A 12,110-nucleotide genomic window follows, 5' to 3' on the forward strand; every position below is an offset into this window, starting at 1 on the left:
TCAGACAGCGCCCTTGAACCCGTGCTGACGCCAGGCCTCGTACGTCACGAGGGCGGCAGCGTTGGACAGGTTGAGGGACCGGCGTCCGGGCAGCATCGGGATACGCAGGCGCTCGGTGACGTGTTCGTCCGCCAATACTTCTTCGGACAGTCCGGTGGGTTCGGGCCCGAACAGCAGGACGTCGCCGGGTTGGTAGGCGATATCGGCATACGACGTGGTCGCGTGCGCGGTGAAGGCGAACACGCGAGCGGGGGTGACGGCTTCCCAGGCAGCGGTCAGGTTTTCGTGGACCGTGACAGTCGCCAGGTCGTGGTAGTCCAAGCCTGCGCGCTTGAGCTTCGGCTCCGACAAGTCGAACCCGAGAGGGGCGACCAGGTGGAGTTCGCAACCGGTGCCCGCGACCATGCGGATCGCGTTTCCGGTGTTGGGTGGGATGCGGGGCTCGTGGAACATCACTCGGAACACTCGAGGAACTGTACCGGGCGACGTATCGGTGACCACGTCCGTGAGAAGGCCCGGTCGGGAAGTGTGGGCGAATTGGTAACAAACCGGCCAGTCCGTGCGAATCTATTTCCGGCACTCTACGCAGAACGGACATTTTGATGAACCCTCCCGCCGGTTGGAACCCCGACCCCTTCGACCCCACGATCGACCGTTACTGGGACGGTCAGCAGTGGACCGCGCAGACACGGCCCAAGGGCGTCGACGCACCCACTCAGGCTTTCGGCACTCCCACGCAGGTCTTCGGCGCACCCGGATCGGCGGTGCCGGACACTAACGCCGAGGAAGGCAAGACGCGGCGTAAGTGGCCGTGGATCGCCGGCGCGGCAGTCGTGGGGCTGGTTGCCATCGCCGCGGCGACGGGAGCGGGCAAGTCGGAAGAATCGACGACGCCTGCTGCGACCTCTTCGACGACAGCTGCAGCGACGACAACCAAAAGCACGGTCCCGTCGACGACGAAGACCACGACTTCGTCCCTCTTGCCGACGACGACAACGATCGTGCCGCCACCGACGACAACCACCGTGGCAATCGTGCCGCTGGTTCCGCAGGTCCCGGAGACCACGACTACGCCGTATGTTCCGCCCGCTCCTGCGTACACACCGCCGAAGACAACAGAACCGGCGTACGTTCCGCCGCCGGCCAAGGTGCCCGACGCGGGGGTGTATTACGCCAACTGTGCAGCCGTGCGAGCGGCCGGTGCTGCCCCGATCTACCGCGGCGATCCCGGCTATTCGTCCAAGCTTGATCGTGACGGTGACGGCGTGGCCTGCGAGACCTAGGCGATCGAACCGGTGTCGGTGCGGCGGGGCAGTATGGACGGCATGCTCCCCGAAGAATCCGACGATGTCGTCGGCGAAGATTATTCAGACGCGCGGCTGGCCGGGCAGAAGTGGCGTCAGCGCACTTTCACCAATTGCAATTTCCGAGATGCCGATCTCACGGGACTCACGACGGAGTCGGTGGTGTTCACGGACTGTGATTTCACCGGCACCGATCTGGGGGAGTCCGTGCACACGGGAACTGCGTTTCGCTCGTGCAATTTTGCCCGGACCAGCCTGTGGCACAGCACGTTCCGAAACTGCAGTCTGCTCGGGTCGACGTTCGACGGTTGCCGCATCCGGCCGTTGACGCTCGACGAAGTCGACTTCTCGTTGACCTCACTCGGCGGGGCGGACCTGAGAAAGATCGACTTCACCTCATGCCGCTTCCGTGAAGCGAACCTGGTTCGGGCCGACATGCGGGGCGCGGTGCTGGCGTCGGCGGATCTGTCCGGTGCTCGTACGGGTGGACTCAAACTCGAAGGTGCAGACCTGCGCGGTGCACGGATCGATCCGAGCCTGTGGACGTCCGCGTCCGTCGGAAACGCGCAGATCGAGTTGATGCAGGCGGTGGCGTACGCGTCGGCGCACGGTCTTGTCGTCGACATGAAGTAGCAGCGCCTAGCTCTCCAAGCGCTCCTCGAGGCGCACCGTCACCAGCTCGCCGGTCTCCTTGCCGATGGCTTTGCGAAGATCGGCTTTGACCGGCAGCTTGTGGTTACCGTCTCCCAACGCCATGAACGAACTCTGGAACGGATGTCCGTCGATCGTCCCGCGTACCTTGACCAGGCCGCGGGTGCCGAAGAACTCGGCGGACTCCGGCCAGATCACATAAGTCCACCCGCCCTTGGCGTCGCTCTTCTGCAGGGTGGCCGTGAATTCCTTGTCCAGCAACATGATGTCGGTCCTTTCGAACTCGTCCCAGTCGATCAGCGGATGAATTCCCGTGCGAGCAGATCCATCAGCAGTCCGTCCTTCCACACACCATGGCGATCTCGCGAATACTCGCGCATCACCCCGACGTCTTTGAACCCCACCGATCGGTAGCACGCGATGGCGACGGAGTTGTCGACTTCCGGGTCGATGACCAGACGGTGGAATGCGAGGTCGTCGATCAGGTGGGCACACAGCACCCGTATCGATTCGCGACCGAACCCTCGGCGGTGGAAGTCGGGATCGAGGAACAAGTCGAGCCCGGCGTGGCGGAAGTCAGGATTGTCTTCCGCTTCGTACCACTGGATGAAGCCGATCAGGTGGTCGCCGTGGAAGATGCTGTAGTGCGTGGTGCCGGCTTCCGGCGCCGTAGGCCAGTCGTCGTCGGGATTTTGCCACCACTGCACGACGTCCGGGTGCAGGTGAATTGCCCGCAGACGGGCGTGATGATCGGGCGCGACGGGGGAGAGGAGCACCCTCGGGCCGCGTAGTTCCGGAGCCGTTGTCACTCATCGACCCTAACCTGGAACAATGGTCGCCGTGACTGCAACGATCCTCGACGGCAAAGCTACCCGCGACGAAATCTTCGAAGACCTGAAGGTGCGGGTGAGCGCTCTGAAGGCAGAGGGCATCACACCCGGCTTGGGCACCATCCTGGTGGGCGACGACCCCGGATCCGCGGCTTACGTGCGCGGCAAGCACAACGACTGCGCCAAGGTCGGTATCAATTCTTTGCGACGCGACCTGCCTGCCGACATCACGCAGGAGCAGCTCAACGCGACGATCGACGAGCTCAATGCCAATCCCGAGTGCACCGGCTACATCGTGCAGTTGCCGCTTCCCAAGCACCTTGACGAGAACGCAGCCCTCGAGCGCATCGACCCCGACAAGGACGCCGACGGCTTGCACCCGGTCAACCTCGGTCGACTGGTGTTGGGCAAGGAAGCCCCGCTGCCGTGCACCCCGCGTGGAATCCTGCATCTCCTGCGCCGCTACGAGGTCCCTATTGCAGGCGCACACGTGGTGGTAGTCGGACGAGGCGTCACAGTCGGTCGCCCGATCGGATTGCTGCTGACGCGTCGTAGCGAGAACGCGACGGTCACGCTCTGCCACACCGGTACCCGCGATCTCGCGGCCGAGGTTCGCCGCGCCGACATCATCGTCGCTGCCGCCGGCGTTCCCGGCCTCATCACCGCAGACATGGTCAAGCCTGGAGCGGCGGTCCTCGACGTCGGCGTCAGTCGCACCGACGACGGCCTGCGTGGCGACGTCGCAGCCGACGTCAGCGAGGTCGCCGGCTTCGTCTCACCCAACCCCGGTGGTGTCGGACCGCTGACCCGCGCGTTCCTGATCACCAACGTGGTCGAACGCGCCGAGCGGGTTCTGGCCGAGGCCTGAGTCCGATGTCCTCACTGGTCGGCCTCGCGAAGAAGAATCTGCCCATGCTCGCGGTCCTCGCCGTGATCGCGGCAGCGGTTGTTCTCGTGCTGGCCGACCGGTGGCGCCGCGGCGCCCTCGTCTTCGGTGTTGCCGTCATCATCGGAGCTGCCGCTCGGTGGTTCGTTCCCGAGAACCGTGTGGGGTTGCTCGCGGTGCGTGGAAGGGTCTTCGACACTGCGGCGATGGGCGTTATGGGTGTGCTGATCGCGACGCTCGCCCTGACCATCGATCCGCTCGGTACCGACTGAGAAGATCAGCCCCCGTAGAACGAGCGAATATCGATATCACTCAAAGGGATCCACTCCGGTGAATGTGCGGATGTCGACTTCTTTCCAGCCTTGACCGGTGCACTCCGTAACGTCACCGCAAGTGCAGGTTCCTCGTCGATTCGCCCGGCGAGGGCGTAGATCGCGGCGAGATGGTGAACGCACGGCGAGCGTCTACCTGAGCAGTCGCAGCTGGCAGTGCACTCCGAAAGATCAACGGCTACTGCGATATTTCGAGCCTGCAGTTCGGTGACGATGCTGTCCGGCAGTTCGCCGGTGGATACGGATCTGTTCGCCTTTCCAGCCGAACGGAGAAGGCTCTTCACTGCAGCGATCTCGGATTTGGTCCAGAGCGGGACACCAATCGTCACTGACGAAGTTTTTGCCTTGGTGCTCACCTCGGCGACGACGGTCCCCGACGAGACGACGGTGAACTCCACGGAACCGTTGCGTGCCAGGGTGCGAGCCGTCGGCAGGGACGGGTTCGGACCGGACGCCGCGGTCCGCTCCACCGTGCGCAGCCACGCTCGACCCCAAGCGGTGACGCCGAATTCGTTGGCCATCAGATGATCACCGCGCCGTCGAGTTCGAGAAGTTCACGCAGTTCGGTGTCGGGGAGATCGGCCAGCGCGGCCTCGACGTTCCCGGAGACAGCATCGGCCACAACTCGTTTGGACTCGTGCATCGCTGCTATGTGATCCTCCACGGTACCGCCCGTCACCAAGGTGTGGACGTTGACGGTGCGTTTCTGGCCGATGCGGTGTGCCCGGTCGGTTGCTTGATCCTCGACGGCTGGGTTCCACCACCGGTCGTAGTGCACGACATGACTTGCGCGCGTGAGGTTGAGGCCGAAGCCGGCGGCGCGCAAGCTCAGAATCAGAACCGGTGGTGAATCCGTCTCGTTCTGGAACGCGTCGACCATCGCGTCTCGTTTGTCGGTGTTCAGGCCGCCGTGGAGGAAAGGCACGGCGCCGATTCCCAGTTCGGCTCCCAGGTGTCGCGAGAGCATCTCGCCCATCGTCCGGTACTGCGTGAATATCAGCGCGCGATCGCCGTCGTCGACGATCTCGGCGATCATTTCCGTTGCGCGGTCGAGCTTTCCGGATCTTCCGTAGAGGTCGTCCGTATCGCCGGTGACCTGCGCCGGGTGATTGCATACCTGCTTGAGAGTGGTCAGAAGCGCAAGGATGTTGCCACGCCGGGCGATTCCCGTGCCCAATCCGGAGTCGAACGCATCGGCAACTGCCGACCGGTAGATGCGCGCCTGTTCCGACGTCAGAGTGCACGAGACCGTGGAGAACTGTTTGGGCGGAAGATCCTTGGCCACTATGTCTTTGGTTCTGCGCAGAATGAAAGGATCGATCACCGCGGCAAGTCTGGTCGCCGCGGTGGCCGATCGACCGGATTCGATCGGGACGGCAAAGCGTTGACGAAACCGTGCGCGAGTTCCGAGGACGTCGGGGTTGGCGACGCGAAAGAGTGACCACAATTCTTCGAGGCGGTTCTCCACCGGCGTGCCGGTCATCGCTACCTTGACGTCCGCCGACAACTGCATTGCTGCTTTCGCGGCGAGGGAAGCGGGGTTCTTGATCTGTTGCGCCTCGTCGAAGACCACTGAACTCCAATGGGCCGGGGCCAATTGGGCTGCGTCGGAACGCAAGACGCTGTAGCTGGTCAGAACCGTAGTGCCGGCGGGGATACGAGTGGGAAGTGCACGGGCGGCCCCGTGATGAACGTGCAGTGGCAGATGCGGAGCGAATCGCTCGATCTCGCGGCGCCAGTTTCCTATCACCGAGGTGGGACACACAACCAGATGCGGACCGTCGCCGGCGCGGATCGCGATCATCGAAATCGCTTGCAGTGTCTTACCCAAACCCATCTCGTCGGCCAAGATCCCACCACCCGAACCCGACAGAGCCGTCAGCCAGGCAACTCCCTGCATTTGATACGGGCGAAGAGTCGCCTGAATCTTTGCTCGGCGAAGGCTGTCCACGGCTGTACGCGCATCCGTGAACAACCGCACCGTGGACTCGGCGCTTCGGATCTTCGTGTCGTCGCGCTCGATAGCGGCATGCGCTGCGGTCGGAATGTCATGTGCGCCGGTGTCGATGACGCGCTTCCACGCGAGCAGCGACGATCCGAGGTCGCCGCGACCAGCATCGAGGTTGTGGAACGCGTCGATCGCGGTGGTGAGGTCGAGCAGTTGCGCTCCGACGTCGGTTGCTGTGATCGACTCGTCGACCGGGATCGCAAGCCTGCACACGCCCGGCGACCCGGTCGGCATCCCCAGTGCCGACAGCCGCGCTGCCGGGTCTGCGTCACCCCAGAACGCGAAGGACATGTGCTCGGGAATGTACGTAGCCTGCAGGCGCGTCGAGCATGGCTGATTCACGTTCGCCGATGCTAGCCGCGCCGGCTCACGTTCGCCAATGAGAATGTCGGGAAAACCCGCAGATCAGCTGTGGTTTTCCCGACATTGACGAATCCTGAAAACGTGGCTCTGTGCCGAATCAGCGAGCCGTACGTGCGAACTCCATCGTTCGGCGAAGCAGTCCGGCGACGGCGTCCGCCTCCGTCAGGAAGCCGTCGTGGCCGTCCTTGGACTTGAGAATCTCGAGGCCGCTGCACGTGGAAATTCCGTCGGCGATCTCCTCCTGCAAGCGAAGGGGATACAGCCGATCCGAGTCGACGCCGCCCACCACGACCGGTGCCGTGATCGATGCCAACGCCGCCGCAACACCGCCGCGTCCACGACCGATGTCGTGCCGGTTCATGGCCTCGGTCAGGAGGACGTACGTGCTCGGGTCGAAGCGGTCGACCAGCTTGTCTGCCTGATGTTCCAGGTAACTCTGTACGGCGTATCGTCCACCGTTCCAAGGATTTTCGTCGTTCTGAGCGGAGTTCTCGAAGCGCGCGTCCAGTTCGGACTCGGTGCGGTACGTCAGGTGCGCGATGCGACGGGCGATGCCGAGTCCGGTGCGAGGTGCCCGCCCTGTTCCGTGGTAGTCACCGCCCTGCCAATCCGGATCGGAGACGATGGCAGCGATCTGCGTCGTCTGGGTGCCGATCTGATCTGCAGTGGCCCGTGAACCGGTTGCGAGAACCAACGCGGAGCGAATGCCGTCCGGGTAGGTAACTGCCCATTCGAGGGTGCGCATGCCCCCCATGGATCCGCCGACTACCGAGGCCAACTGGTCGATCCCGAGGAGATCGACGAGCTTCTTCTCCGCCGCGATCTGATCCCGGATGGAGATCTCCGGGAACCTGCTGCCCCACGGCTTGCCGTCGTCGGCCGGCGAACTGGGACCGGTCGTGCCGCGACAACCACCGAGGACATTGGTTGCGATGACGCACCATTCGCCGGTGTCGATCGGTTCGCCGGGGCCGACCATCCCGTTCCACCAGCCGGGGGAGGGCTGATTCGCGGAGATCGGTCCGGTGACGTGTGAGTCTCCGGTCAGTGCGTGCTCGACGAGTACGACGTTGTCGCGGTTCGGGGAAAGCTCACCCCACCGCTGAACGGCGAGCGAAACCGATGGGAGCACCGCGCCGCTCTCGAGTTCCAAGGCACCGATGTCGACGAACCCCACCTGGCCGTCGGGTGGGGGCAGGAGGTCGATCCTGGGCTCCAATTCGTTCACGGTCACGAGTTTGCCACCGCTGCCAGGCCGACGGTGAGATCGGCGAGGATGTCGTCGATTCCTTCGATGCCGACCGCGAGGCGGACGAGCCCGGGTGTGACACCGGAGGCGAGCTGCTCTTCGGGGGTGAGCTGCGAGTGTGTCGTCGACGCGGGGTGGATGACGAGTGAGCGAACGTCACCGATGTTGGCGACGTGGCTGTGCAGCGTCAGGGCGTTGACGAATGTCTTGCCCGCATCGATACCGCCGGGCAGCTCGAAGGTGACGATGGCGCCGGTTCCCTTGGGCGTCAGCTGCTTTCCACGTTCGAACCATGGCGAGGAGGGAAGTCCCGCGTAGGAAACGGAGGCCACCTCGACGTGACCGTCGAGGAATTCGGCGACCTTCTGTGCATTGGATACGTGGCGCTCGATGCGCAGGCTCAAGGTTTCGATACCCTGCGCGATGAGGAACGCGTTGAACGGCGCCACGGCGGAACCGAGATCGCGCAGCAGTTGGACGCGGGCCTTGAGTGCGAACGCCGGCGCGCCGAGGTCCGCGAAGGTGACGCCGTGGTAGCTGGGATCAGGCGTCGTGAAGTTCGTGTGGCGACCCTGCGTCCAGTCGAAAGTGCCACCGTCGACGATGACGCCGGCGATCGCGGTGCCGTGTCCACCAAGGTATTTGGTGGCGGAGTGAACGACGATGTCGGCGCCGTGTTCGAGTGGGCGAAGCAGGTACGGCGTCGCGACTGTGTTGTCCACGATCAACGGAAGACCGTTCTCGTGGGCCAGTGACGAGATACCGGGTAGGTCGAGGATGTGGTTCTTCGGATTGGCGATCGTTTCGCCGTAGAACGCCTTCGTGTTCGGGCGAATGGCTTCGCGCCACTGCTCGAGATTGTCGGGATCCTCGACGAACGTGACTTCGATGCCCAGCTTACGAAGGGTGTAATGCAGGAGGTTGTACGTGCCGCCGTACAGGTACGGGCTGGAGACGATGTGGTCGCCGGCCTCGGCGATGTTGAGGATCGCGATGGTCTCGGCGGCCTGACCCGAGGAGAGGAGGAGTGCGGCGACTCCGCCTTCGAGGGCAGCGATGCGCTGCTCGACGGCGTCTTGTGTGGGATTCATGATCCGCGTGTAGATGTTGCCCGGCTCGGCGAGGCCGAACAGTGCAGCAGCGTGATCGGTGCTGTCGAAGACGTAGCTGGTGGTCTGGTAGATCGGCAGAGCGCGCGCATTTGTGGCGGTGTCCGCTGTTTGTCCGGCGTGCACCTGCTTGGTCTCGAACGACCAGTTGGCGGTCGGATCCGAAGTTGCTGCGGCGTCGGCTGTGTTGTCGGTCATGATCTGTTCACTCCAGTGGTCTGACGGATAGATGTCGGACGGGGGCGAATGATCGCCGCCCCGTGCTGGGGTCTATCTACAAGTGCGACACATACTGAAATACCTCCGTGGGGCTCGGCCCGGTCTGGGGTCCGTCCCTGTCGGACCCGCGCTTGTCACCCGAATTGCGGTGGAACTGCGCGAGCAGATCCACGTCGGGAAACCTGGTCATCACCCGGGGCACCCCACCGCGGTTGGAGGGTTGCCGTCCAGCGAGCCGGGGCTTGACGCTGGCACTCATGACCAAGTCGGATTCTACCGGGAAGTGAGCGCAGTCCTGACACGGGGCGAAATGTGAGCCGCAACCGCACGCGAGGCAGGGCGACGCAGCCCACTAGCAGGCAAAAGTTACTCGCGAGTAGAGACCGATGAGTGGACCTGCCGGTTGCGGCCTCACGGGTTAGCAGTACGCTTGTCTTGTTTGGGACTCATCTCCCGAGATCAGTCCACACCGTCTAGGTTTGATAATCGAACCGTTCGCGGACCCACTCACAAAGTGTGACCGCAACCGTGTAACCAGGGAAACTTCCTAGGAGGACGCGAAGCACCCATGTCCAAAATCAAGGTTGAGGGCACCGTCGTCGAACTCGACGGCGATGAGATGACGCGCATTATCTGGCAGTTCATCAAAGACAAGTTGATCCATCCGTATCTCGATGTGAACCTCGAGTACTACGACCTCGGTATCGAGTACCGCGACGAGACCGACGACCAGGTCACCATCGACGCAGCGCACGCGATCCAGAAGCACGGCGTCGGCGTCAAATGCGCCACGATCACGCCGGACGAGGCACGTGTCGAGGAATTCGGTCTCAAGAAGATGTGGCGTTCCCCGAACGGAACGATCCGCAACATTCTCGGCGGCACGATCTTCCGCGCACCGATCATCATCTCCAACGTTCCGCGACTCGTTCCGGGCTGGACCAAGCCGATCATCATCGGCCGTCACGCATTCGGCGACCAGTACCGCGCCACAGACTTCAAGGTCCCCGGCCCCGGCAAGGTGATGATCACCTACACGCCTGAGGACGGCAGCGCACCGATCGAGCACGAACTGGTCAACTTCCCCGAAGAGGGCGGCGTCGTCCAGGGGCAGTACAACTTCACCACGTCCATCCGTGACTTCGCTCGCGCGTCGCTCACCTACGGACTGCAGCAGAACTACCCGGTGTACCTGTCCACCAAGAACACCATTCTCAAGGCGTACGACGGTGCCTTCAAGGACATCTTCCAGCACGTCTACGAGACCGAGTTCAAGGCTGAGTTCGATGCTGCAGGTCTGACCTACGAGCACCGCCTCATCGACGACATGGTCGCTTCCGCACTCAAGTGGGAGGGCGGATACGTCTGGGCATGCAAGAACTACGACGGCGACGTCCAGTCCGACACCGTGGCCCAGGGCTTCGGTTCGCTCGGCCTCATGACGTCGGTTCTGCTGACACCGGACGGAAAGACCTGTGAGGCAGAGGCTGCTCACGGCACCGTGACGCGTCACTACCGTCAGCACCAGCAGGGCAAGCCCACCTCGACCAACCCGATCGCGTCCATCTTCGCGTGGACCCGCGGGCTCGAGCATCGTGGCAAGCTCGACAGCGCCCCTGAGGTCATCGGCTTCGCGCAGGCGCTCGAAGACGTTGTCATCAAGACCGTCGAAAGCGGCCAGATGACCAAGGACCTCTCGATGCTGGTCGGCGGCGATCAGGGCTACCTGACCACCGAGGAGTTCCTCGGCGCGCTCGACGTGAACCTGCAGAAGGCCATGGCCGCGAAGTAGATTCACCGCTTCACCTGTCAAATGGGACGTCTGGGAAACCGGGCGTCCCATTTGTGTTCGCGGTCTCAAGTGAGTGAACTCACCCGCTCTCACTTGGAAGTTCAACCAGGTGTGAGACCACAATTGATCAGTGACTTCGTCTACCCTCTCCCTTTCTGACACCTCGACACCCGGGGTTCGTTCCGCCAGAGGTCCGGCGATGCTCGCTCTTGCCCTCGGCGGTTTCGGTATCGGCACCACCGAGTTCGTCGCCATGGGATTGCTCCCGGAAATGGCAACCGGGCTCGGTGTCTCGGAACCCATCGCGGGCCACGTGATCTCGGCATACGCGCTCGGGGTTGTCGTCGGTGCTCCACTGATCGCTGCACTCACCGCACGGGTTCCGCGCCGCACCCTGTTGATCGCACTCATGGTCGCGTTCACCGTCGGCAATGCCGCTTCGGTTTTCGCGCCCTCGTACACGACGCTGATGATGGCCCGCTTCGTCGCCGGATTGCCGCACGGCGCCTACTTCGGAGTCGCCGCACTGGTCGCAGCTCACCTGGCCGAACCGGGAAAACGCGCGAAGGCCGTCGCGATGGTGATGATGGGTCTTTCCGTGGCCAACGTGATCGGTGTGCCGGTCGCGGCCTGGATCGGCCAGGCACTCGGCTGGCGCAGCGCCTTTGCCTTGGTTGCGGTGATCGGAGTGGCAACGGTTGCTTCGCTGTTCGTCTGGATTCCGCGGTTGGACGGTATGCCGGTGACGAATCCGATCACCGAACTCGGGGCACTGGGCCGCGTTCAGGTGTGGATGACCTTGATCGTGGGCATGGTCGGATTCGGCGGGATGTTTGCCGTCTACACCTACATCAGTACGACTCTCACCGACGTGTCCGGGCTTGGCGCTTCGTTCATTCCCCTCGCACTCATGCTGTACGGACTGGGCATGGTGGCCGGCAACTTCGTCGGTGGATACCTCGCGGATCGCGCACTGATGAAGGGCTTGTTCCTGTCGATGGGATCCCTCGTTGTGATCCTCGCGGTCTTCGTGATGGCCGTGCGCAATCCGTACACGGCACTGATCTTCGTCTTCCTCATCGGGCTCGCCGGGTCGTCGATGGTGCCTGGCCTCCAGACACGGTTGATGGATGTCGCCGAGGATGCTCAGACCTTGGCCGCGTCTCTCAATCACGCCGCACTCAACATCGCCAACGCCTTCGGAGCGTGGATCGGCGGCGTCGTCATCGCAGCCGGTTACGGGTACACCGCGCCGGCAGCGGTGGGGTCGTTGCTGGCCGTCGCGGGTCTCGTCGTGCTGGCGGTAGCGGTGATTCTGCAGCGTAGGGCCGCGCGCTGACCTGGGCGCCCATCCGCGTCGGTGGAAT

At 63.5% G+C, this 12,110-nt stretch carries 13 protein-coding genes and 1 riboswitch; of the genes, 6 read left to right on the forward strand and 7 right to left on the reverse strand.

Going from position 1 to position 12,110, the window contains the following annotated elements:
* Positions 1-465, reverse strand: coding sequence for a tRNA (cytidine(34)-2'-O)-methyltransferase (locus AC1Q6C_RS20475; protein WP_230359685.1), 465 nt, complete (start codon positions 463-465; stop codon positions 1-3).
* Positions 466-602: 137 nt separating this feature from the next.
* Here AC1Q6C_RS20475 and AC1Q6C_RS20480 point away from each other — a divergent pair, with 137 nt between their 5' ends.
* Together AC1Q6C_RS20480 and AC1Q6C_RS20485 are read left to right on the forward strand one after the other, a co-directional pair.
* Entirely contained in the window at positions 603-1,283 is a 681-nt protein-coding gene (locus AC1Q6C_RS20480; RefSeq protein ID WP_042923481.1) for an excalibur calcium-binding domain-containing protein, read from the forward strand.
* A gap of 33 nt (positions 1,284-1,316) precedes the next feature.
* The gene (locus AC1Q6C_RS20485; protein WP_003940770.1) at positions 1,317-1,937 is read left to right on the forward strand and encodes a pentapeptide repeat-containing protein; all 621 of its coding nucleotides are present in this window, start codon (positions 1,317-1,319) and stop codon (positions 1,935-1,937) included.
* A 6-nt stretch (positions 1,938-1,943) separates the two neighbouring features.
* Here the strand turns inward: AC1Q6C_RS20485 and AC1Q6C_RS20490 are convergent, their stop codons facing one another.
* Positions 1,944-2,219 carry a DUF1905 domain-containing protein gene (locus AC1Q6C_RS20490; protein ID WP_007727403.1) on the reverse strand — a complete coding sequence of 92 codons (276 nt, stop codon included), beginning with the start codon at positions 2,217-2,219 and terminating at the stop codon, positions 1,944-1,946.
* Between the two features lie 32 nt (positions 2,220-2,251).
* Positions 2,252-2,731, reverse strand: a complete 480-nt coding sequence (locus AC1Q6C_RS20495; RefSeq protein WP_412770932.1) for a GNAT family N-acetyltransferase — start codon at positions 2,729-2,731, stop codon at positions 2,252-2,254.
* A gap of 64 nt (positions 2,732-2,795) precedes the next feature.
* On the opposite strand from AC1Q6C_RS20495, the gene AC1Q6C_RS20500 reads away from it, so the two are divergent.
* Both AC1Q6C_RS20500 and AC1Q6C_RS20505 read left to right on the forward strand, forming a co-directional pair.
* Complete coding sequence (locus AC1Q6C_RS20500) at positions 2,796-3,653, forward strand: bifunctional methylenetetrahydrofolate dehydrogenase/methenyltetrahydrofolate cyclohydrolase (protein WP_064112569.1); 858 nt, start codon at positions 2,796-2,798, stop codon at positions 3,651-3,653.
* A gap of 5 nt (positions 3,654-3,658) precedes the next feature.
* The gene (locus AC1Q6C_RS20505) at positions 3,659-3,943 is read left to right on the forward strand and encodes a DUF3017 domain-containing protein (protein ID WP_003940740.1); all 285 of its coding nucleotides are present in this window, start codon (positions 3,659-3,661) and stop codon (positions 3,941-3,943) included.
* Positions 3,944-3,948: 5 nt separating this feature from the next.
* Here AC1Q6C_RS20505 and AC1Q6C_RS20510 read toward each other — a convergent pair whose 3' ends face one another.
* From AC1Q6C_RS20510 to AC1Q6C_RS20525, 4 genes are all read right to left on the reverse strand, one after another.
* A complete protein-coding gene (locus tag AC1Q6C_RS20510; protein ID WP_050654857.1) occupies positions 3,949-4,524 on the reverse strand; it encodes an SWIM zinc finger family protein in 576 nt (191 codons plus the stop codon).
* A complete protein-coding gene (locus tag AC1Q6C_RS20515; RefSeq protein ID WP_492666755.1) occupies positions 4,524-6,353 on the reverse strand; it encodes a DEAD/DEAH box helicase in 1,830 nt (609 codons plus the stop codon). Before AC1Q6C_RS20515 ends, AC1Q6C_RS20510 begins: the two co-directional genes overlap by 1 nt.
* A gap of 118 nt (positions 6,354-6,471) precedes the next feature.
* Entirely contained in the window at positions 6,472-7,608 is a 1,137-nt protein-coding gene (metX, locus tag AC1Q6C_RS20520) for a homoserine O-acetyltransferase MetX (RefSeq protein WP_007727395.1), read from the reverse strand.
* Positions 7,605-8,930, reverse strand: a complete 1,326-nt coding sequence (locus AC1Q6C_RS20525) for a bifunctional o-acetylhomoserine/o-acetylserine sulfhydrylase (protein WP_007727392.1) — start codon at positions 8,928-8,930, stop codon at positions 7,605-7,607. Before AC1Q6C_RS20525 ends, metX begins: the two co-directional genes overlap by 4 nt.
* A 143-nt stretch (positions 8,931-9,073) precedes the next feature.
* Positions 9,074-9,214, reverse strand: a riboswitch (SAM riboswitch).
* Between the two features lie 305 nt (positions 9,215-9,519).
* Between AC1Q6C_RS20525 and AC1Q6C_RS20530 the strand changes: the two genes are divergently transcribed.
* The gene (locus AC1Q6C_RS20530) at positions 9,520-10,743 is read left to right on the forward strand and encodes an NADP-dependent isocitrate dehydrogenase (protein WP_230359689.1); all 1,224 of its coding nucleotides are present in this window, start codon (positions 9,520-9,522) and stop codon (positions 10,741-10,743) included.
* Positions 10,744-10,942: 199 nt separating this feature from the next.
* Positions 10,943-12,082, forward strand: a complete 1,140-nt coding sequence (locus AC1Q6C_RS20535; protein ID WP_050654859.1) for an MFS transporter — start codon at positions 10,943-10,945, stop codon at positions 12,080-12,082.
* The last annotated feature ends 28 nt before the right edge of the window (positions 12,083-12,110 follow it).

This window comes from Rhodococcus sp. MT28, from assembly GCF_058792695.1.

Excerpts from the sequence above, each read along its gene's own strand:
- AC1Q6C_RS20480 (WP_042923481.1), top strand. The coding sequence starts at position 603 with ATGAACCCTCCCGCCGGTTGGAACCCCGACCCCTTCGACCCCACGATC.
- AC1Q6C_RS20485 (WP_003940770.1), top strand. The coding sequence starts at position 1,317 with ATGGACGGCATGCTCCCCGAAGAATCCGACGATGTCGTCGGCGAAGAT.
- AC1Q6C_RS20490 (WP_007727403.1), bottom strand. The coding sequence starts at position 2,219 with ATGTTGCTGGACAAGGAATTCACGGCCACCCTGCAGAAGAGCGACGCC.
- AC1Q6C_RS20505 (WP_003940740.1), top strand. The coding sequence starts at position 3,659 with ATGTCCTCACTGGTCGGCCTCGCGAAGAAGAATCTGCCCATGCTCGCG.
- AC1Q6C_RS20510 (WP_050654857.1), bottom strand. The coding sequence starts at position 4,524 with ATGGCCAACGAATTCGGCGTCACCGCTTGGGGTCGAGCGTGGCTGCGC.
- AC1Q6C_RS20525 (WP_007727392.1), bottom strand. The coding sequence starts at position 8,930 with ATGACCGACAACACAGCCGACGCCGCAGCAACTTCGGATCCGACCGCC.
- AC1Q6C_RS20530 (WP_230359689.1), top strand. The coding sequence starts at position 9,520 with ATGTCCAAAATCAAGGTTGAGGGCACCGTCGTCGAACTCGACGGCGAT.
- AC1Q6C_RS20535 (WP_050654859.1), top strand. The coding sequence starts at position 10,943 with ATGCTCGCTCTTGCCCTCGGCGGTTTCGGTATCGGCACCACCGAGTTC.